23 protein-coding genes are annotated in these 20650 nt (G+C 68.9%); all 23 read right to left on the reverse strand.

Annotated elements, in window-relative coordinates:
* Positions 1 to 55: 55 nt before the first annotated feature.
* The 23 genes from DFO63_RS11290 to DFO63_RS11400 all read right to left on the reverse strand — a co-directional run bounded on the left by DFO63_RS11290 (position 56) and on the right by DFO63_RS11400 (position 20502).
* A complete protein-coding gene (locus tag DFO63_RS11290) occupies positions 56 to 1294 on the reverse strand; it encodes a beta-ketoacyl-ACP synthase (protein ID WP_014038923.1) in 1239 nt (412 codons plus the stop codon).
* The gene (locus DFO63_RS11295) at positions 1294 to 2025 is read right to left on the reverse strand and encodes a 3-ketoacyl-ACP reductase FabG2 (RefSeq protein ID WP_049447005.1); all 732 of its coding nucleotides are present in this window, start codon (positions 2023 to 2025) and stop codon (positions 1294 to 1296) included. Before DFO63_RS11295 ends, DFO63_RS11290 begins: the two co-directional genes overlap by 1 nt.
* Positions 2022 to 2477 carry a hypothetical protein gene (locus tag DFO63_RS11300; protein WP_014038925.1) on the reverse strand — a complete coding sequence of 152 codons (456 nt, stop codon included), beginning with the start codon at positions 2475 to 2477 and terminating at the stop codon, positions 2022 to 2024. Before DFO63_RS11300 ends, DFO63_RS11295 begins: the two co-directional genes overlap by 4 nt.
* The gene (locus tag DFO63_RS11305) at positions 2474 to 3658 is read right to left on the reverse strand and encodes a beta-ketoacyl-ACP synthase (RefSeq protein ID WP_101766300.1); all 1185 of its coding nucleotides are present in this window, start codon (positions 3656 to 3658) and stop codon (positions 2474 to 2476) included. Before DFO63_RS11305 ends, DFO63_RS11300 begins: the two co-directional genes overlap by 4 nt.
* A complete protein-coding gene (locus DFO63_RS11310; RefSeq protein ID WP_014038927.1) occupies positions 3655 to 4212 on the reverse strand; it encodes a DUF3261 domain-containing protein in 558 nt (185 codons plus the stop codon). The genes DFO63_RS11305 and DFO63_RS11310 overlap by 4 nt, the downstream gene beginning before the upstream one ends.
* Entirely contained in the window at positions 4200 to 5450 is a 1251-nt protein-coding gene (locus DFO63_RS11315) for an NAD(P)/FAD-dependent oxidoreductase (protein WP_014038928.1), read from the reverse strand. The genes DFO63_RS11310 and DFO63_RS11315 overlap by 13 nt, the downstream gene beginning before the upstream one ends.
* A 53-nt stretch (positions 5451 to 5503) precedes the next feature.
* Positions 5504 to 7879, reverse strand: a complete 2376-nt coding sequence (locus DFO63_RS11320; protein WP_119006922.1) for a hypothetical protein — start codon at positions 7877 to 7879, stop codon at positions 5504 to 5506.
* Positions 7851 to 8474, reverse strand: coding sequence for an outer membrane lipoprotein carrier protein LolA (locus DFO63_RS11325; protein ID WP_182474406.1), 624 nt, complete (start codon positions 8472 to 8474; stop codon positions 7851 to 7853). The genes DFO63_RS11320 and DFO63_RS11325 overlap by 29 nt, the downstream gene beginning before the upstream one ends.
* A gap of 2 nt (positions 8475 to 8476) precedes the next feature.
* Entirely contained in the window at positions 8477 to 8908 is a 432-nt protein-coding gene (locus DFO63_RS11330; protein ID WP_014038931.1) for an acyl-CoA thioesterase, read from the reverse strand.
* Entirely contained in the window at positions 8895 to 10445 is a 1551-nt protein-coding gene (locus DFO63_RS11335) for an aromatic amino acid ammonia-lyase (protein ID WP_032960620.1), read from the reverse strand. The genes DFO63_RS11330 and DFO63_RS11335 overlap by 14 nt, the downstream gene beginning before the upstream one ends.
* Positions 10435 to 11376 (reverse strand): acyltransferase, encoded by a 942-nt coding sequence (locus DFO63_RS11340; protein WP_014038933.1) that lies wholly within the window; start codon positions 11374 to 11376, stop codon positions 10435 to 10437. The genes DFO63_RS11335 and DFO63_RS11340 overlap by 11 nt, the downstream gene beginning before the upstream one ends.
* A 1-nt stretch (position 11377) precedes the next feature.
* Positions 11378 to 12148 (reverse strand): glycosyltransferase family 2 protein, encoded by a 771-nt coding sequence (locus DFO63_RS11345; protein WP_049446995.1) that lies wholly within the window; start codon positions 12146 to 12148, stop codon positions 11378 to 11380.
* Entirely contained in the window at positions 12138 to 13823 is a 1686-nt protein-coding gene (locus tag DFO63_RS11350) for an AMP-binding protein (protein WP_119006924.1), read from the reverse strand. Before DFO63_RS11350 ends, DFO63_RS11345 begins: the two co-directional genes overlap by 11 nt.
* Entirely contained in the window at positions 13816 to 14367 is a 552-nt protein-coding gene (locus DFO63_RS11355) for a membrane protein (RefSeq protein ID WP_032954654.1), read from the reverse strand. Before DFO63_RS11355 ends, DFO63_RS11350 begins: the two co-directional genes overlap by 8 nt.
* 22 nt (positions 14368 to 14389) lie before the next feature.
* The gene (locus DFO63_RS11360) at positions 14390 to 14647 is read right to left on the reverse strand and encodes an acyl carrier protein (RefSeq protein ID WP_005411609.1); all 258 of its coding nucleotides are present in this window, start codon (positions 14645 to 14647) and stop codon (positions 14390 to 14392) included.
* A gap of 17 nt (positions 14648 to 14664) precedes the next feature.
* Positions 14665 to 14922 carry a phosphopantetheine-binding protein gene (locus DFO63_RS11365; protein WP_005411610.1) on the reverse strand — a complete coding sequence of 86 codons (258 nt, stop codon included), beginning with the start codon at positions 14920 to 14922 and terminating at the stop codon, positions 14665 to 14667.
* Complete coding sequence (locus DFO63_RS11370) at positions 14909 to 15703, reverse strand: lysophospholipid acyltransferase family protein (protein ID WP_119006925.1); 795 nt, start codon at positions 15701 to 15703, stop codon at positions 14909 to 14911. Before DFO63_RS11370 ends, DFO63_RS11365 begins: the two co-directional genes overlap by 14 nt.
* Positions 15696 to 16439: a beta-ketoacyl synthase chain length factor gene (locus DFO63_RS11375; RefSeq protein ID WP_119006926.1), complete on the reverse strand. Its 744-nt coding sequence runs from the start codon at positions 16437 to 16439 to the stop codon at positions 15696 to 15698. Before DFO63_RS11375 ends, DFO63_RS11370 begins: the two co-directional genes overlap by 8 nt.
* A 218-nt stretch (positions 16440 to 16657) precedes the next feature.
* The gene (cydB, locus tag DFO63_RS11380) at positions 16658 to 17671 is read right to left on the reverse strand and encodes a cytochrome d ubiquinol oxidase subunit II (RefSeq protein WP_119006927.1); all 1014 of its coding nucleotides are present in this window, start codon (positions 17669 to 17671) and stop codon (positions 16658 to 16660) included.
* 1 nt (position 17672) lies between these two features.
* Entirely contained in the window at positions 17673 to 19070 is a 1398-nt protein-coding gene (locus DFO63_RS11385; protein ID WP_119006928.1) for a cytochrome ubiquinol oxidase subunit I, read from the reverse strand.
* Positions 19071 to 19269: 199 nt separating this feature from the next.
* Positions 19270 to 19485, reverse strand: coding sequence for a hypothetical protein (locus DFO63_RS11390; RefSeq protein WP_119006929.1), 216 nt, complete (start codon positions 19483 to 19485; stop codon positions 19270 to 19272).
* Positions 19482 to 20135, reverse strand: a complete 654-nt coding sequence (locus DFO63_RS11395) for a sigma-70 family RNA polymerase sigma factor (RefSeq protein ID WP_119006930.1) — start codon at positions 20133 to 20135, stop codon at positions 19482 to 19484. Before DFO63_RS11395 ends, DFO63_RS11390 begins: the two co-directional genes overlap by 4 nt.
* Before the next feature lie 37 nt (positions 20136 to 20172).
* Entirely contained in the window at positions 20173 to 20502 is a 330-nt protein-coding gene (locus tag DFO63_RS11400; protein WP_005414880.1) for a hypothetical protein, read from the reverse strand.
* Positions 20503 to 20650 lie beyond the last annotated feature (148 nt).

The raw sequence follows: 20650 nt of genomic DNA on the forward strand, positions 1-20650 counted from the left end.
ATCTCCTTGTCGAGGGTGCGGGTGGATAGCGGAAACAGTGCGGTGGGGCGGTGGATCACTCGCTCCAGCGGCGGAACACCAGCGAGGTGTTGATGCCACCGAAGGCGAAGTTGTTGCTCATCACGTATTCGGCCTGCAGTTCGCGGCCCTGCCCGGTGATGAAGTCGAGCTGGCCACAGCGCGGATCGACCTCGGCCAGGTTCAGGGTCGGCGCGAACCAGCCGGCGCGCATCATCTGGATGCTCAGCCAGGCCTCGAACGCACCACAGGCACCCAGCATGTGGCCGACATAGCTCTTCAGCGAGCTGATCGGCACGCGGTTGCCGAACACCTGCGCGGTCGCCTGGGTTTCGGCGATGTCACCGTGGTCGGTGGCGGTGCCGTGGGCGTTGACGTAGTCGATCTGCGCCGCGTCCAGGCCGGCATCCTCCAGCGCCAGGCGCATGGCCTGGGCCATGGTGTCGGCGCTGGGCTGGGTGACATGCTGGCCATCGCTGTTGGTGCCGTAGCCGACCACCTCGGCAAGGATGGTGGCGCCGCGCGCCTGCGCGTGCTCCAGGTCTTCCAGGATCAGCGTGCAGGCGCCCTCGCCCAGCACCAGGCCATCACGGCCGGCATCGAACGGGCGCGGGGTGGTCTGCGGCGCATCGTTGCGCACGCTGGTGGCGAACAGGGTGTCGAACACCGCCGCGGCGGTGGCATCGAGCTGCTCGGCACCGCCGGCCACCATCACCGTCTGCTTGCCGCTGCGGATGGCCTCATAGGCCGCGCCCACGCCCTGGCTGCCCGACGTGCAGGCGCTGGAGGTGGTGTAGACGCGCCCGGACAGGCCGAAGAACACGCCGATGTTGACCGGCGCGGTGTGGCTCATCATCTTCAGGTAGGTGGTGGCACTGATGCCTTCGGTGGTGAACTCGTTGAGCATGCGCCCGAATTCACCCGTGGCCTCGTGGCTGCCCGAGGACGAGCCGTAAGCCACGCCGGTACGGCCACTGCGCAGCACCGGGTGCTCGTGCAGGCCAGCTTCGCGCAGCGCCACTTCGGTGGCGCGCACCGACATGATCGCGACCTTGCCCATCGAGCGGGTGGTCTTGCGGTTGTAGTTCGGCGGCAGCTCGAAATCCTGCGCCGGCGCGGCCAGCTTGGTGTTCAGCCCGGCATAGACATCCCACTCGGGCATCGCGCGCACCGCATTGCGGCAGCTGCGCAGGTGCGCCTCGATGGTCGGCCAGTCGTGGCCGAGCGGGCTGATGGCGGCGGCACCGGTGACCACCACGCGACGATCGGCGGCCATCAGAGCATGCCCCCGTTCACCGAAATCACCTGGCGGGTGATGTAGCCGGCCGGTTCGGACAGCAGGAACGCCACCGTCGCCGCCACTTCGTCGGGACGGCCGACGCGGCCGGCGGGAATCAGCTTGAGCGCGTGTTCAACCACTTCGTCGTTGAGCATTTCGGTCTCGATCAGGCCCGGGGCCACGCAGTTCACGGTGATCTGGCGGCTGGCCAGTTCCAGCGCCAGGGCCTTGGTGGCACCGATGATGCCGGCCTTGGCGGCACTGTAGTTGACCTGCCCGCGGTTGCCGGCCAGCCCGGACACCGACGACAGGGTGACGATGCGGCCCGGCTTGCGCCGCCGCACCATCGGCATGATCAGCGGATGCAGTACGTTGTAGAAGCCATCCAGGTTGGTGTGGATGACCTGGTCCCAATCCTCCGCCGACAGCGCCGGGAAGGCGCCATCACGGGCGATGCCGGCATTGCAGACCACCCCGTAGTACGCGCCATGCGCGTCGACATCGGCCTCCAGCGCGGCGCGTGCGGCCTCGCGCTCGGCCACGTCGAACACCAGCACGCGGGCCTGCTGGCCCAGTGCCTGGATCTCGGCCACCACCGCCTGCGCCTCTTCCACGCGGCTGCGGCAATGCACCACCACGTCGAAGCCGTCGCGCGCGATGCGCAGCGCGATGGCCCGGCCGATGCCCCGGCTGGCGCCGGTCACCAGCACGCTTCGATTCCCTGTCATGCCTGTCCACTCTCCAGATAGGCCATCGCGTCGGCCGGTTCGAACACCGACACGTTGGCTGTCGCCCATTCTTCCTCGCCTGCCAGGATGCGGCAGGCGAACATCCCCAATCCATTGTCACCCAACAGCTCGCAGCGCGCCTGTACGCGCAGCCGCGAACCGCTGGGGAAGCTGCTGCGCAGGCTGCTGTAGCGGCGGCTGCCGAGCAGGAAGCCCAGCTGCGGCGGCCTGCCGGCGGCGCGTGCGCGGCAGCCGGCCCAGGCCGCGATGGCCTGTGCCATGTATTCGATGCCGACCCAGGCCGGCACCTGGCCATCCTCGACGAACAGGCCGGCCCCGGGCACCACCAGTTCGGCCTCGATGGCGTCCTGGTCCCACTGCGTGATGCGCTCCAGCAGGCACATGTCCTGGCGGTGCGGCACCACGTCCTCGATCGCGTACAGCGTGTTCATCGACGCTCCAGCGCCAGCACGGCATTGCTGCCGCCGAAGGCGAACGAATTGCTCAGCACCCGTCGCGGCGGCTGCGCCAGGCGGGTGGCCGGGGCCACCAGCGGCAGCACCGGCAACGCGGGATCGGCCACGCCGTCCCACCAGTGCGGCGGCAGCTGCTGCTGCGGGTTCTCGGCCAGCAGGATCCAGCACAGCGCCGCCTCGATCGCACCCGAGGCGCCCAGCGTATGGCCGGTCAACGGCTTGGTTGAACTGGCCGGCACGCCGTTGCCCAGCACCTGCGAGACCGCCAGGCTTTCCATCGCATCGTTGTGGCCGGTCGCAGTGCCATGCAGGTTCACGTAGTCCACTTCGTCGGCGGCCCATCCGGCACGCAGCAACGCCTGCTGCAGGGCATCGATGGCGCCCAGCCCCTGCGGGTCCGGGGCGGACATGTGGTGCGCGTCGGCCGATTCGCCCCACCCGGCCAGGCACACCGGACCGGGTTCGCGGGTGAGCAGGAACAACGCGGCGCCCTCGCCGATGTTGATGCCGGCGCGATGCTGCGAGAACGGATTGCAGCGCAGCGCCGAGACCGATTCCAGCGCGCTGAAGCCGGCCACGGTGAAGCGGCACAGCGAATCGGCGCCACCGGCGATCACCGCATCGACGATGCCGGCGCGCAGCATGCGCGCCGCCGACATCAGCGCCTTGGCGCTGGACGAGCAGGCGGTGGACAGCGTCCATGCAGGCCCCTGTGCGCCACTGCGCTGGCGCACGAACTGCGCGGCAGTGCCCATTTCCTGCTGGGCGTAGTCGAAGCCCTGCGGCCACTGGCCCTGTTCGGCGTGGCTGCGCAGGGCCTGCTCGGATTCACCGATGCCCGAGGTACTGGTACCCAGCACCACCGCCACGCGCTCGGCGCCATGGCGGGCGATCGCGGCGGCCACGGCCGGTGCGATCTGTGCCAGTGCCACGTCCAGCAGCGCGTTGTTGCGCCCGCGCAGGGCCACCGGCAGGTCATCCAGCGTCGGCAGTGGCGTGCGCACTTCTCCCAGCGCCAGGGTGCGTCCCGGCAACAGGCTGTCGTTGTCACTGAGCCCGCCCGGCGCGTCGGCGAACATGGCCGACGTCACAGCGGCGCGGCCATCGCCGAGCGCACAGACCACGCCCAGGTCGTTCAGGTAGATCGGTGCGCTCATCGGTCCGGCCCGGCCATGTCGATCGATTCGATGCGCAGGGCGTAGCCTTCGGCGCGGTTGTCCAGCTGCACGCTGCCGTCGTCCAGGCGCTGCAGCTGCAGCCACACCGTGCCGTCGCGCGACAGGCTGCGCTGATGGCCGTCATCGCTGACCTGCCAACCGGCCGGCAACGCGGCGGCAATGGCCGCGGTCGGCCACAGCGCGAACTGCAGGTCATCCAGCACGCGCTCGGCACGCACCTGCGGCGGCAGCCACGGCGCGCGCTGCTGGGTCAACTGCTGGCCGTCCCATTGCAGGCGCACGCCGGTCTGGCCCATCGCCTGCACCGCCAGCTGCACCTGCTGCGCATCGGCTTCCAGCAGAGCATCCAGGTCGCGCTCATGCGTGCCGAAGCGGAAATGCAGCTGCTGCTGCAGTGCCAGCGGCGCCGGCAGGCTGGCCGGCGACAGGCGCAGCGGCGGCAGTTCCACCTGCGGCTTCGGCATGCGGCCGGCACAGGCGGCCAGCAGCAGGCACAGCAACAGCGCTGCAGTACGGGCGATCACGCGCTGCACAGCTGCTCCAGCACGCGCATGCGGCGGCCGCTTTCATCGGCCACGTACGGGTTGTTGGTGTCCCAGGCGTAGCCGGCCAGGATGGAGCTGATCATGTCGCGCACTTCAGGCTGCTGCTGCGGGTGGTAGATGATCTTCTGGAAACCGCCTTCGTACCAGCTTTCGACGAAGCGGCGGAAGGTCTTCACGCCGGCGCGCAGCGGGATCGAGAACTCGGTTTCCCAGTCGACGGTTTCGCCGGCATAGCGGCGCGCCAGGCACTCGCTCGCCAGCTGCGCGGACTTGAAGGCGATGGTGACGCCGGAGGAGAACACCGGGTCGAGGAACTCGCCGGCATTGCCCAGCAGGGCGTAGCCCGGGCCCCACAGCGAACTGACATTGGCCGAGTAACCGGTGATCCGGCGCACCGGCAGCACCGCCCATTCGGCGTTGGCCAGCAGGCGGGTCAGGTTGGGGTCCTCGCCGACGATGGCCTGCAGCTTCTGCAGGTCGTCGCCCTCGTAGCGTTCGAAGAACGACGGCTCGGCGACCACGCCCAGCGAGCAGCAGCCGTTGGAGAACGGGATCGTCCAATACCAGACGTCGATGTGCTCGGGATGGGTGGTGATCAGGATCTTGTTGCGGTCGAAGTCCGCTTCAGCCGGAATGTTGTCGCGCACGTGGCAGAAGATCGCCCCGCGCACCGGGAAGTTGGATGGCGATTCCAGCTGCAGCAGGCGCGGCAGCAAGCGCGCGAAACCGGATGCATCGAGGATGAAATCGGCCTCGATGCGGTACTCGCTGCCGTCCGGGCGGCGCACGGTCACCGCCGGCTGCTCGCCCGCTTCGACCGACAGCACTTCATCACCGAAGCGCAGCGTGGTGCCCATGCGTTCGGCGCCGCGCGCCAGCACATTGTCGAAGTCGGCGCGCTGCACCTGGTAGGTCGTGCCCCAACCCGGCGAGAACTTCTTCCTGAAGTCGAACGCGGTGCGCGCCTCGCCATGCACGAAGGCCGCGCCGTTCTTGTGCTGGAAGCCCGCTTCGACCACGTCCTGCAACAGGCCGGCAGCCTCGATGTACTCCATGCTCTGCGGCAGCAGGCTTTCACCGATGGAGAAACGCGGGAACTGCTGGCGCTCCAGCATCAGCACCTGGCGGCCCTGCTGGCGCAGCATCGCCGCAGCCACGGAGCCGGCCGGGCCGGCACCGATGATCAGGATTTCAGTACGTTCGACAGCATCCACAGCAGTATTCATCGGTGCGTCCTTGTTGCTCGATCAAGTGGAAAGAAGGAAGTCGGAAAACAGGCTCAGGCCGGCGGCAGATCGTGCGGCGGCGGCCGGAACAGCGGCGAGATCAGCCAGACCAGGCCGATGCCGAACAGCAGGGTCAGGCCGAACGCGCGCAGCGCCGGGGTCTGCGACAGTCCCAGCAGGCCGAACGACAACCAGGTGCTGGCCGCGCCCACGCACACCGCCAGCCAGGCACTGGCATCGCCGCGGTGCTCAATCAGGAAGATGCCGTAGTCGATGCCCATGCCCAGCAGCAGCATCAGTGCCAGCACGTTGAACAGCTGCAGTGGCTGGCCGAACAGGCCCAGCAGGCCCAGGGTCAGCGCACCGGCAATCAGCGTCGGCGCGAACACGCGCCAGGCCTGGCGGCGGTAGCGCAGCCACAGCGCGCCGAACACCAGCACGATGCCGACCAGCAGCAACCCACCCATCAGCTTGCGGTAGTGGCCCAGCAGCTGCGAGAAGTCGGCGGTGCGGTCCACCCAGCGCACACCCGGCAGGCCTTCGGCCGCCCCACGCAGGGTGGCCAGCGCATCAGCGCGCGACAGGTCATCGACCATCACCACGCTGATCATCTGCCCGCCGACCTCGCCCACCCACAGGTGGCGGAACGGCTGCGAGGCCGGCGAGGCCAGGAATGCCTCGGCGGTCAGCGGCGCAGCGGCGAAGTCCGGGCGCGGCAGCGGTTCACCGACCGCCTCGGACACCGCATCCAGCACGCCCGGTTCCACCTTCGCGGTCAGCGCGGCATCGGCCTGCTGGCGTGCCGGCGACGGCAGCCAGTCGCTGATCGCGCGGTAGCCACCAATGCGCTGGTCGTGGGCGAGCGCACGCAGGCGTTCGGTCAGCGCTTCTTCGCGCTGCAGCAGCTGGGCAGCGTCACTGCCCTGCACCAGGTAGAACTGCGCCGGGCTGGGCATGCCCAGCAGCTGGCTCAGGCGGATCTGCTGCGCCATCAACGCCGGCGGCGAGGACTGCAGGCTGCGCAGGTCGTCGTTGCTGTGCAGGCGGGCGATGCCGATGGCGGAGAACGCCAGGGCAATCAGCACGAACACCGTCACCGGGCGACGGCCATGCAGACGCGGGAAGCGTTCCAGCGTGTTGCCCAGCCACTGCGAGAAACGGGTCTGGCGGATCTCACCGCCATCCAGCCACGGGAACCAGAAGATCACCGTGAGGAAAGCAGCGGCCAGGCCGACCACCGAGAACAATGCCATCTGGCGCAGGCCCGGGAACGGGGCCAGGCCCAGCGCCAGATAGGCCAGCGCGCTGGTCAGCAGGGCCAGCCACAGGCCCGGCAGCAGGTGCCGCAGCAGCTTCCAGCGGCGATCGGCCGGCTCGGCCTGGCGCGAAGCGAACCAGTGGATGCCGTAATCCTCGGCCACGCCCACCAGCGACGCACCGAACACCAGGGTCAGCACGTGCACCTTGCCGAACACCAGCACGGTCACCGCCAGCGCCACGCCACAGCCGATCAGCAACGACGCGGCCACCAGCAGGATCGGCCGCAGCGAACGGAACGCCAGCCACACCAGCAGCAGCACCGCGGCCAGCGAGCCCCAGCCGATGGTGTTGATCTCCTGGTTGGCCTGCACCGCGGCCGCCTCGGCGTGCAGCGGCACGCCGGCATGCAGGATTTCCATCTCCGGTGCTGCCGCCCTGGCAGCCTGCCCGGCACGTTCCAGCAGGCCATCGAGATGGCGCTCACCGTCAAGCTGGAACGCCGACCCCGGCGTATCGAACTGCAGCGCCGCCCAATGCTTGCCCTCGGCTTCGAGCAGGCCATCATCGCCCAGCCGCAGCCCCGACCCCTGCGCCTGCTGCTGCCACCATTGCGGCCACAGCGACAGCGGGTCTTGCCGCCAGTCGGTCAGGCGCGGCGCGCCCATCGGGCCGTACAGCGCGGCCAACGCCTGCTCGGCCAACGCGCCCGGTTCGCTGCCCTGCAACTGCTCGCGCTGGGCCGGCGTCAGCAGGCGGTCGCGGTACGGCGCGTAGAACGCCCGCGCCTCGTCGAACCAGCCTTCAATCGAACCACTGGGCACCAGCAATGCATGGTCGGCGTCCTGAGCCATGGCCGCAGCGAAGGCTGCCTGCGCGCGCTTGGCGGCGGCGCCGTCCTTGCTCCCCAGCAGCACCACCACCTGGCGCGAACTGCCGTCGGCGATGCGCCGGGTGACATCACTCAACAGGCGGTCATGCGCATCCTGCGGCAGCAGGGCGAGGATATCGGTGTCGATCCGCGATTCCTGGCTCCACAAGCGCCACTGCTGCGCGCCCATCACCAGCAGCACCAGCAGCCAGGCGATGCCCAGCCAGTGCCACCAGCGCCGCAACCGGTCCGGTGCGTTCGATGCCACGACCTCACTCAAAGCGGCGGGCCTCGTCGGCATTGAGCGTGGCCGGCGCCTCGCTCAACGCGCTGAACTGGATCTGCGTGCGGTCCTTGTTGGCCTCGACGATCTCGACCTGGCGCACGTAGCGGTCACCCTGCAGGGTCAGCGACTGGAAGGCCTTGGCCAGCATCGCCGACTTCGGCGTCAGCCGCAGTCGCCAGCCCTGCCCTTCACGGCTGGCCGCCACGTTGAACTGGCTGGACAGCGCCTGCACGTCGCCGCTCATCAGCGCGAACATGATCGCGTTGACCGAACGCATCGCCGGCTGCTGCCGTGCATCGAGCTCGACACGGGTGCTGCCATCGCGCTGGCGGCTGAGGATGCGGTCGGCGGTGACCACCACTTCGGAGGGGAACGGCTTGAGCGTGGTCCAGATCACGCCGTGCTGGCGCGCGACCACGAACTGGCCCTGCGAGCGCAACGGGTTCTTGAAGCCGCTGACCTGCTTTTCCTGACTGAACTGGCCACGCAGTACATCCGGCCGCGCCACCGCCTGGGTGATCGCATCGATGGCGGGGTCGGCGGCCTGCACGCGCGGTGCGGCAACGAGCATCAGCACGCACAGCAGCACGCTCGGAAGACGGGCAAACATGTTCACGGCGCAGGCACTCCCAGGCGTTCCCACAGTACCGGCGGGCACTGGTACAGCATTTCCTTGCTGGCCGCGTCCACCGCGACCTGGATGGTCATCGCGCGGGTCAGCACCTGGCCACTCTGCGCATCGACGATTTCGTACTCGATCTTCAGCCGGTTCTCCCATTCCACGATGCGCGCGATCACGCGCAGCGCCTGGTTGAACAGCAGCGGGCGCACGTACTTCACCCGCGCATCGACCACCGGCCACAGGTAGCCCGATTCGAGCATCTGCGGGTAGTCGTAGTCGTAGCGCCCGAGCAGCGCGCAGCGCGCGATCTCGAAGTACTTGAAGTAGTTGCCATGCCAGACCACGTTCATCGGATCGCAGTCATGGAAGGCGGGGGTCAGCGCAATCTCGCCGACCCGTTCGATGGCCTCATTCACCGGCATACAGCTCCCAACGTTGCGCGCGGATCTCCACCAGCAGTTCCCGCAGTTCGCGATCCAGCGCGCGGTCTTCTTCAACCAGGGCGATGCGCTGCCCCAGGTCGGCGTACATGTCGGCCAGACTGCCATGCAGCTGCGCGTTCAGGCCAACCCGTTCGCGCAGCGCCAGGCCCTGGCGGGCGGCGATCAGCATCGCGGCCACCACCTGTTCAGTCAGCTCGATCACGCGCAGGCAGTCGCGCGCGGCGATGGTGCCCATGCTGACCTTGTCCTGGTTGTGGCACTCGGTGGAACGCGAAAACACGCTGGCCGGCATGGTCTGCTTCAGCGCTTCGGCCGTCCAGGCCGACACGCTGATCTGCAGCGCCTTCAGGCCATGGTTGATGGCCGCGCGCGGGCCGGTGGCCGCCGACAGGTTGGCCGGCAGGCCATGGTTGTAACGGGCATCGACCACCAGCGCCAGCTGCCGGTCGAGCAGGTCGGCAACGTTGGCCACGGTGTTCTTCAGGGTGTCCATCGCCAGCGCGATGTGGCCGCCATAGAAGTGGCCGCCATGCAGGATGCGCTCGCCGTCGGCATCGATCAGCGGGTTGTCGTTGGCGCTGTTCAGTTCGGTTTCGATCAGCTGGCGCAGGAACGGCAGGCTGTCCTCCAGCACGCCGATCACATGCGGCGCGCAGCGCAGCGAATAGCGGTCCTGCAGGCGCTGTTCATTGCGCGGCGGACGCTCGCTGTGCAGGTCGCTGCGCAGGCGCGCGGCGATGCGGCCCTGGCCCGGGTGCGGCTTGGCCGCGAACAGGGTTTCGTCGAAGTGGTGCGCGTTGCCGTCGCTGGCCAGCACGTTGAACGCGGTCAGGCGCGTGGCCATGCGCGCCAGGTAATCGGCGCGCTGCCAGGCCAGGCAGGCCAGGCCGGTCATCACCGCGGTGCCGTTCATGATCGCCAGGCCTTCCTTCGGCCGCAGCTTCAGCGGGGTCATGCCGATCTTCGCCAGCACCTCCGCCGCCGGCTGCACACGGCCGTCGTGCAGCACCTCGCGCTCGCCGCACAGCACCGCCGCCACGTACGACAGCGGCGTCAGGTCACCACTGGCACCCACCGAGCCTTCGGCCGGAATCATCGGCAGCACGTCGTGCTGCAGCAGCGTGGCCAGGCCCTCCAGCAGCGGCACGCTGACACCGGACATGCCGCGCACCAGCGACGCCAGGCGCGCGGCCAGCACCGCGCGGGTCTCGACCGGGTCCAGGTAACGGCCCAGGCCGCAGCCGTGGTAGGTGTACAGGTGGTGCGGCAGTTCCGCCACCAGCGCCGGCGGGATGTTCACCGTGCACGAGTCGCCGTAGCCGGTGGTCACACCGTAGATCACGCCGTCCTCGCGCAGCAGGCGGTCGAGGAAGTCGGCACCGCGCTGGATGTGTGCGCGGAACGCCGGCGCGTCGCTCAGTGCGGCCTCGCACTGGCGCTGGGCCAGGGCAACCACGTCTTCAATGGTCAACGGTGCATCGCCAAAGCGGCACACGGGTACGGCGTCAGTCGTCATGCGGAGCCTGATCCCAGAAGGGGAAGAAATTGAACCAGTCCAACGGGGACTGGATGACCTGGAGTTCCAGCCAACGCGCGAAGCGCTGAGCCTGTTCGGCCAGCGCGGCGTCGCGCGAGCCACGCGGCAGCACGATGCGTTCGGCAAACTGTTCGAATGCCACGCGGTAGCCCTCGCCCTGGTGCAGGCAGGCCATGGTGTAGACCGGGCAACCGAGCGCGGCGGCGAGCACATAGGCGCCGATCGGGAACGGGGCGCGGTGGCCAAGGAAATCGGCGGTGACGCTGCGGCCGCCCTGCACCGGTGTACGGTCGCCGACGATGGCGACGAAGCCACCCGCCGCCACGCGCTCGGCCAGCATCACCGCGGTGGCCGGCCCCATTTCGGTCACCTGCACCAGCTCCACCGCCGCCAGCGGGTCCAGCCGCTGCAGCAGGCGGTTGAAGCGCTGCGCGTGCGCGGTATGCACCAGCACGGTGATGCGGAAGCCCGGCACCTGTTCGGCCAGTACCTGGCACAGCTCCAGGCAGCCGATGTGCGCAGTGAGGATCAGCCCGCCTTCGCGGCGCGCGATCTTCTCCAGCACCAGGTCGCGATGCAGATGGATGCGTTCGGCCGGATAGCGCCCGCCCAGGCCGAGGATCTTGTCCAGCATCGTATCGGCGAAGGCGAAGAAGTGGCGCAGGCTGTCACGCCGGGTCGGCGTGCGGCCGAGCACGCCGCTGTATGCCTGCAGCCGCTGCAGATACTGCATCGAGGCCTGGCGGCCGACGCGGTTGCCCAGCCAATGGCAGGCCACCACCGGCCACACGCACAGGCGGAACGGCCAGCGCCCGAACCAGCGGTGCACCCAGCACAGGAACAGCACGCCGGCCACCGACGTCGATTCGCCGATGTCGGCCCAGTGCGGGGCACCCTGCGCGGCCGCCATCTCAGCGCTGCCCCCGCAGGCGGCGCCACAACAGGCGCGGTGCGCGCCAGAGCATGCCGAAGAACAGGCGGGTATGCATGCGGCTGATGCGCACGTTGTCGCGCCACACATCGAAGTGCGACACGCCATCGGATGGATAGGTCACGCGCGTGGCCAGGTGCTCGACCGGCAGCTGCCGCCAGTACAGGCGCACCATCACTTCGGTATCGAAATCCATGCGCCGGCCGATGGTTTCCTCGCCGATCAGGCGCAGTACCGGCGGCAGCGGATACACGCGGAAGCCGCACATGGTGTCGCGCAGGTGCAGCGACAGCGTGTTGATCCAGACCCAGATGTGGGTGGCGTAGCGGCCGTACAGACGCGCCTTCGGCACGCTGGCGTCGTAGGCCGGGATACCGCAGATCACCGCATCCGGATGCACGCGCGCCGCTTCGATGAAGCGTGGCAGATCGCGGGTGTCGTGCTGGCCATCGGCATCGATCTGCAGCACGTGGCTGTAACCACGCGCGGCCGCCTCGGCGAAACCGGCCAGCATCGCCCCGCCCTTGCCCTGGTTGATATCCAGGCGCAGCAGGTCGACGCCCTGGCGCTGTGCCAGCGAACGCAGCACCGCCGCGCAGGAGACCCGCGAACCATCGTCGACCAGCAGGCACGGCAGGCCGGCGGCCTGCACGCCGTCGACCACCGCCGCGATGGCATGCTCGTGGTCGTAGACGGGAATCACCACCAGTGGCGCGAACGCGGCACCGGCAACGGCCGGGTCAGTCCGCATCAGCGAAAACCACCTTGCCACTGGCATGCACGCCATGGCTGGAGGTGTAGCGGAAAGCCAGCACGTTGCGTGCGGCATCCCAGTCCAGCTGCAGGGTCAGCTCATCGCCCGGGCGGGCCACGTGCTGGAACTTCACTGCGTCCATGCGCAGGAACGCTGCCGGCATCGCAAACGCCTGGCGGCCGAATCGCACCGCCCAGTCCAGCTGCGCCACGCCGGGCAGGATCGCCGCCTGCGGGAAGTGGCCCTGGAACGGCCGCAGCGCCGGGTCCAGGGTCATGCGCAGCGTGGCGCTCGCAGCATCGCGGCGGTCCCAGACCGGCACCGGCATCAGCGGTTGGAACAGCGCCGCCAGGGCGGCCTGGGTCACCTTGCCCTGCGCGTTGATCGGCAACGCCTGCACCAGGCGCCAACGACGCGGGCGGGTCACGGCGTCATGCGCATGCGCCAGGCGGGCGCCGAGGCGCTGGCCCAGCGCACGACGCGCGGCGTCGCCCGCGTCCAGCAGCGCCGGATCGGCCGGCACCACCACGGCGGCCAGCTGCTCGCGCTGCCCGGGCAGCACCAGCACGCGCGCGTCATCCACTTCGGCGTCTTCGCGCAGCGCGCGTTCCAGCGCGTCCAGCGACACGCGGCGTTCTTCGATCTTGACGATGCGGTCGGCGCGGCCCAGCAGGCGGAAGCGGCCATCGGCCAGGGCTTCAACGCGGTCCTGGGTACGCCACCAGTCGGCGGTTTCCAGATGCGCCGAGGCCACCGCCAGGCAGCCATCGTCGATCCGCCACTGCACGCCCGGCAACGGCTGCCACGGTGGCAGGTCGGTGTCCCAGCGGCGCCAGGCGATGCCGCCGGTTTCGCTGCTGCCGTAGACCTCGGTCGGGGCCACGCCCAGCCACTGCCGCACCTGCCGCGCCGCGTCTTCCGGCAGCGGGCCACCGGAGGAGAACACCGCGCGCAGGCGGCCATGCAGGCTGGCCCAGTCGAGCTGCCCGGGCAGGCGCTTGAGGTGGGCCGGCGTCGCCACCAGCACTGTATCGGTACCGGCCAGCGCCCCCACCAGGTCTTCGTGGAAGAACCGGCGCGGATGGATCAGGCGACCGGCGGCCAGCGGCCACAGCACGCGGAACAGCAGCCCGTAGATGTGCTGGTGGGACACCGTGCCATGAACCTGCACACCCTCCATCTGCGCACCGAATGCGGCCTGCAGCGCCTCCACCTCGCGCGCCAGCTGGTCCAGGCGCTTGCCGATCGCACTGGGCTCGCCGGTGCTGCCGGAGGTGAACACGCACAGTTCGCAGGCGCGCTCGTCCAGCGCCTGCAGTTCATCGCCCATCGCGGCGTCCTGTGCCACCAGCGGGCGGTAATCGGCGCTGACATCACCCGCGAAACCGCTCACCTGCGGCTGCAGTGCCAGCAGCGTGGCCGGCAGGTTGTCGGCGGCCAGGAACACCCGCTTGCCGGCATGCCAGGCACCGAACAGCGCCGCGGCGAAGGCCACGGCATCATCGAAGTACAGGGCCCAGTCGCGGCCTTCGGCCGCCGCAAAGGCGGCGCGCCAGCCCAGCACGCGCTGGCGGAAGCCGGCGTGGTCGATCACCTCGCCGTCGCAGAGGCCGACGCCGCGCTGCGGCCGTGCCTCCAGCAGCAGCCGGTCCAGGGCAATCCACTCAGCCATGCGCGTGTGCCGCCTTCACCCGCCGCCGCACCAGCCACTCACCTGCGAACAACACGCCCATCATTACGTACGCCAACAATCCGTTGTAGAGCATCCAGACCCGGTCCGACGCGTACAGCGCGGTCAGCAGGGCCAGGCTGCCGTTGAGAACGAAAAAGCCGCACCACACCTGGGTGACGCGGCGGGTATAGGCCACCGCGAACGGGGGCAGGTCCGGCTCCTGCAGCCGCGCCAGGCGCTCCACCAGCGGCGGCCCGAAGCGCAGGCTGGTGCCGAACACCGCCAGCATCACCGCGTTGACCAGCGCCGGGTACAGCTTCAGCGGCAGGGCCTGGTTCAGCACGGTAGCCAGCACCGCCAGCAGGCCGGTACCGGCGGCGGCGGCCCACCACAGCGGCTGGCGCGTGCTCAGCGCACGCAGCAGGGCCAGGGTGAACAGCAGCAGCGACAGCCAGCGCGGCTCGAAACGGCCCATCGCCAGGTACACCAGCAGCGGGTAGGCAAGCGAAATCGCTGCCACCACGACGGTACGTGCGCGAGCCATGGCGAAGCCGCCGGCGCTGCGGTCAGGCGGCTGCCTGGTCCGGCAGCAGTCCATGTACGACATCGACGATGTCCTGCACGGTGCGCACGGCCTTGAACGCTTCCGGCTGCAGATTGCGGCCGAGCAGCGGCTTGAGCTGCACGATCAGGTCGACCGCATCGATGCTGTCGATGTCCAGGTCGTCGTACAGGCGGGCCTCGGGGGTGATCCGGGCGGTTTCGATCTCGAAGCTGTCGGTCAGGATGCTGACGATGCGTTCGAACAGTTCATTCTTGGTCATGGCAATTCCTGGCGCCGTTACGACTGGCGGGCGGCGACGAACTCGCCGAGCGCGCGCACGCTGGAGAAATGGCGACGGGTTTCTTCCGAATCGGCCGAGAGGCTGACACCGTACTTCTTCTGCAGCGCCAGGCCCAGCTCCAGCGCGTCGATCGAATCCAGGCCGAGGCCCTCGACGAACAGCGGCGCGGTCGGATCGATGTCCTCCGGCGTGATGTCCTCCAGCGAAAGGGAGGAAATGATCAATTCCTTGATCTCGTGCTCAAGTGCTTGCACGGGGCGGATCTCCAGACAGGTCGAAATAACGAGAAAGGTGCTCGGTGACGCGGCGTGCTGCCAAGGCATCCCCCCTTGGCGAGTCGTCATCGGCCAGGAAGGGCGCGATCGGGATATCTTCGCCGATCTGCAGCCGAACGTGAAAGCGACGTGAGGGGACACGATACCACTTCTGTCCCTTGGTCAACGTGGGCGGGGTGCAGGTGATCCGCACCGGGGTGATGTCCAGCCGGCCCCGTACGGCGATGTTGGCAGCCCCGCGCTGCAGCCGCGGCGGCTGGCCCGGCACGCTGCGGGTGCCTTCCGGGAAGATCACCAGGGTACCGCCGGCATGCACCGCCGCCACGCAGTCGTCGACCAGGCCGGCCCCGTCATCATTGGCGATGTAGCCAGCCGCCCGCACCGGGCCGCGCATGAACGGATTGCAGGCCACGGCCCGTTTCACCACGCAATCGGCGTTGGGCAGCAGCGAGATCAGGCAGACCACGTCGATCAGGGTCGGGTGATTGGCCAGAACCAGCAAACCGTCGCGCTGCAGGCGTTCCCCGCCTTCGATCTGGTAGGTCATCACCCCCAGCGCACGCATCAGGCGGAGGTGGCTGGCAAAGGCGACCTGGACCACGCGGCGGGCCCGGCGGCGGCGGACCACCGGGTCGCGCATCAGCAGCACCGGCATCACCAGCACGCCCAGCAACAGGCCGCCCACGCCAAATGCGGCAAAGCTCAGGCCGGTGCCGAACACCCGCCAGGCATGATCGAGGCGGCGCAGCGCCTCAGCCACGGCGCCCCCAGCGCCAGCGCTGGCCCTGGGCCACGTGCTCCAGCGCCGGCGCGCCGGACAGCAGGAAGCGGTGCAGGTCCAGCGCGTGCGGCAGCGCACCCGGTGCGGTGGCTGCGGCATGCTGCGCCGCCTCCCACTGCAGCGAGAGGGTCGGCCGGCCCGGTTTAGGCGCGGTCAAGCGCCAACACCAGGCAAAGAACGGGTCGGGTTCGTCAGCGAACGTCGCGTAAATTTCAGGAAGCGGCGATTCATAGACCACCACCCGCACTTCGCGGGCACCATCGGCCAGCAGCCCGGCCGCCTCCAGGCAGGCGGTCTCGACCGTGGCCTGGCCGGCGGCCAGCGCCAGGTAGTTGCCGCGGTGGCCGCGGGCGATCGAGTACAGCGCCGCGATCGCGTTGTGCACCGACAGGCCGAACCCTGTCGGCGACAGCGGCTGCTCGCCGACCAGCGCCCCCAGCAGATCCATCGATCGGGCCACGTCGCCATGGCGGCTGGCGAACACCAGCGGCACCTCGCTGTCAGCGCCCTGCCCATCCTCGCACCAGCAGGCAGCCTGGATCGCCATCCGGCCCAGCCGCTCGATGCGGCGGCGCTGCATCGCTGGTATCTCGGCCAGCGCCGGCGTGTCTTCGCCCTGTGGCGGATACGGCGCATCGGCCCAGCCCAGCCACTGGCTACGCTCGCTCAGGCCGGGCGCCCAGGCAGCCCAGTCGACGATGGAGAATTCGATCATTTAGCGATGGTGCTTCAACGGGAGAACGATAGGCACGAGCCATTACGGCGACGCGCGGCGGCCCCCCATTCCTGCAGCCGTGCGTCCGTCCAGGACGTCGCCGGCTGCCCCCCTGGCCGCCGGAAAGGAGCGCACGCTAGCACGTCCTGCACGGGGTGTGCAGGTTTCACATTCCCCAACGCGGGACCCGGCACCGGCGGGCCGCCGCATTCAATCGATCAGTGGTAACCGGTGTCGGCGTGCACCTTGCCGCGGAACACCCGGTACGACCATGCCGTGTAGCCGAGGATGACCGGCAGCAGAACGACCAGCCCGACCAGGGTGAAGCCGAGCGAGGAGGCCGGCGCGGCGGCCTGCCACAGCGTCATCGACGGCGGCAGCAGGTACGGCCACATGCCCAGCACCAGGCCGAGGAAGCCGAGCACGAACAGGGCCAGGCTGAGCAGGAACGGCGGCAGGTCACGGCGCGGATGGGTCGCGCTGCGCCACAGCGCCGCAGCCACCGCCAGGGTCAGCAGCGGCACCGGCGACAGCCACCAGAAGTTGCCGTCGCTGAACCAGCGGTCCATCAACCGCGAATCGAGGAACGGCAGCCAGCTGCTCACAAGGCCCATCGCCGCGATCACCGCCACCACCAGCGGCCGCGTCATCTGCCGCGCCAGCGCCTGCACGCGCCCTTCCGTCTTCAGGATCAGCCAGGTGCTGCCCAGCAGCGCGTAGCCGGCCACCAGCGCGGCACCGGTCAGCATCGCGAACGGGCTGAACCAAGCGAACACGCCGCCCTGGTAGGTACCGTCCACCAGCGGGATGCCCTGCACCAGCGTGCCCAGGATCACGCCCTGGGCGAAAGTCGCCAGCAACGAACCGAGCCCGAACGCCACGCTCCACAACCGGCGCGAACGATGTGCCTTGAAGCGGAACTCGAACGCCACGCCGCGGAACACCAGCGCCACCACCAGCAGCAGCACCGGCAGGTACAGCGCCGACAACAGCACCGCATAGGCCTTGGGGAAGGCCGCCAGCAGGCCGGCGCCACCCAGCACCAGCCAGGTCTCGTTGCCGTCCCAGATCGGCGCGGCGGTGTTCATCATCAGGTCCAGCTGTTGCTCGTCCTCGGCGAACGGGGCAAGGATGCCGATGCCGAGCACGAAGCCGTCCAGCACCACGTACATCAGCACGCCAAAGCCGATCACCGCGAACCACGCCACCGGCAGCCAGGTCATCAGGTCCATGTCAGCGGTCCTCCAGCGGTTCGTCGGCCGCCGACAGCGGGCGTGCCGGAGTGTGGCTGCCATGGTCCAGCGACGGCCCCTCGGCATACGGCTGCGGCCCGTGGCGCAGGATCTTCACCAGGTACCAGATGCCCCAGCCGAACACGAAGGCGTAGCCGACCACGTAGACACCCAGCGACAGTGCGGTCATCCACGCGCTCTGCGGGCCGACCGCATCGGCGGTGCGCAGCACGCCGTACACCACCCACGGCTGGCGCCCCATCTCGGTGACGAACCAACCGGACAGCAGCGCGATGAAGCCACTCGGCAGCATCCAGTTCCAGCCCCGCAGCAGCCACGGTGAATCCAGCAGCCTCCTGCGCCACAGCTGGAAGGCCGAGACCCAGGCCAGCAACAGCATCAGCGTGCCCAGCCCGACCATGATGCGGAAGGCGAAGAACACCGGCGTCACCGGCGGCCGTTCGCTGGCCGGTACCGAGGTGAGCGGATCGAAGGTGCCATCCAGCGAATGGGTGAGGATCACGCTGCCCAGCTTCGGGATGGCCACTTCGAAATCGTTGCGCTCTTCCTTTTCATTGGGCAGTGCGAACACCACCAGCGGCACGCCCTCGCCTTCCCTGGTTTCATGCCAGTGCGCTTCCATCGCCGCGATCTTCATCGGCTGGTGCTTGAGCGTGTTCAGGCCATGCATGTCGCCGACGAAGATCTGCACCGGCACGGTCAGTGCGGCGAACGCCACGGCGGCGATCAGCATGCGCCGACCCGCTTCCACGTGCGTGCCCTTGCGCAGGTACCACGCGCCCACGCCACCAATCACGAAACAGGTGGTGATGAACGAACCCAGTGCCATGTGCGCCAGGCGGTACGGGAACGAGGGATTGAACACCACCTGCCACCAGTCCACCGGATGCACGATGCCGTTGACCATCTCGTAACCGGCCGGCGTGTGCAGCCAGCTGTTGGACGACAGGATCCAGAACGTGGAGAACAGCGTGCCCAGCGCCACCATGCAGGTGGACAGGAAATGCAGGCGCGGCGAAACCCGGCCCCAGCCGAACATCATCACGCCGAGGAAGCTGGCTTCGAGGAAGAACGCGGTCAGCACTTCATAGGTCAGCAGCGGGCCGATGACCGTGCCGGCCACCTCGCTCAGCCGCGGCCAGTTGGTTCCGAACTGGAAGGCCATGACGATGCCGCTGACCACGCCCATGCCGAACGACACCGCGAAGATCTTCTGCCAGAAGAAATACAGCTCGCGCCACACGGGCAACTTCGTGCGCAGCCAGCGCCATTCGATGAAGGCCAGCCAGCTGGCCGTGCCGATGGTGAAGGCGGGGAACAGCACGTGGAAACTGATGACGAATCCGAACTGGATCCGGGACAACAACAACGCGTCCAAGGGACGCCTCCTGCCTGCGACCGGTGGGATACCGGACCACTTTAGGAGGATTTCGTTAAGGTGGGATGCGACCGGGTGACGCGCTGCTTCACTTTGTCGCAGGGGTCAACCGTTCTGGTAGCTGCCAACCTTGGTTGGCACACACGCCCAGACGCCGACCCAGGTCGGCATCTACCAGGCCCACCGCCCGGAGGGTGCCTCAGTGCCAGAAATACCAGGCTGCGGCAGCCAGCAGGGCACCAAACAACAGCATCTGCACCACCACATAGCCCACACCACTGTCGCGCGACTCAGCGGTAATGCGCTTCTGCAGCGCCTCGCTTACATCCGGCGTCTGTTCCTGCCGTGCCTGTTCACGCAACGCCTGTGCCAGCGCGCGCGCTTCCGCATCGCGAGGGTCGGTCGGTGGGTTCACAGCGGCTCTCCGGCGGTGGCATGCCGCGTCAGTTCCTGCTTCAGGACCTGGCGCGCGCGGTGCAGGTGGCTCTTGATGGTACCGCGTGCCAGCCCGGTCACCTGTTCGATCTCGGCCAGGTCGAAATCCTCCAGGTAATGCAGGCCGACGATCAGGCGCTGCGGTGCGCTCAGTCGCTCCAGCGCCGCGCCGAGCTGGCGCCCGGCCTGCAGCGCCTCGCTCAACTCGGCCGGGCCCGGCCCCTCATCACCGATGCCAAGTTCTTCCGGCACCTCCACCGCCACCATCCATTGCGCCTCCAGCCGCCGCCGGCGCAGGTGCTGCAGCGCGGTGGTGTAGGCCACCCGCGAAACCCAGGTACGCAGCGAGGATTCGAAGCGGAACCGGTGCAGCTGGCGGAACACGGCCAGGAAGGTCTCCTGCAGCAGGTCGGCGACCTGGTCGCGGTCGCCGACCATGCGTCCGATCACATGCGCGCAGGTGCGCTGGTGGGTCTCCACCAGCTGCGAAAACGCCGCCTGCGAACCATCGATGATGGCCCGCACCAGGGCCTGGTCCGCGTCCAGCGGCTCGGCGGGCGGTGCCGCCGCTGATGCATCGTGGCGGCGACGGCCCCGAAGTGCCGACAATGCTTCGCCGAGCAGGCTCATCTGCGGGGCGCCCCCTGTGCCCGTGGCATGCGCCGGCTCAGCCCTTGCGTGCGGCGGGGCGGGTGAAGTGCCAGGCCAGCAGCTGGCCCAGGCCAGCACTGCCGACCAGCGCGGCGGCGGCGCCGAAGGTCAGGTCACGGGCGCCGATGGCTTCCAGCAGGGCCATGGCCAGGGCCAGGCAGACCAGGCTGATGCCCCAGCGCAGCGCGCCCTGGCGGCGGCGCTCTTCTTCCAGCACGGCCAGCGAGCGGATCACTTCCTCCGGCACGTGCGGGGCCACCAGCTTGCTGCGCGCGCGCGCATCGGCAATGGCATGGATCGCGTAGGCGATGCAGATGAAGAGGGTGATCGGGATCAGTTCCTGCATGGTCGGGCTCCTGTTCGATGGATGATGCGGGTTCAGGAGAATGGATGCGCGAGGCCGGCCACCGGTTGCACCACTTTGCCAATCCCGCTGCCATGACCTGTGGCCCCTGCCCCGGGTCCTTGCGGCTGCTACGCTTGCCCGGTTTCCT

Origin of the sequence: Stenotrophomonas sp. AG209, from assembly GCF_003550055.1 — a bacterium.
GTDB lineage: Bacteria > Pseudomonadota > Gammaproteobacteria > Xanthomonadales > Xanthomonadaceae > Stenotrophomonas.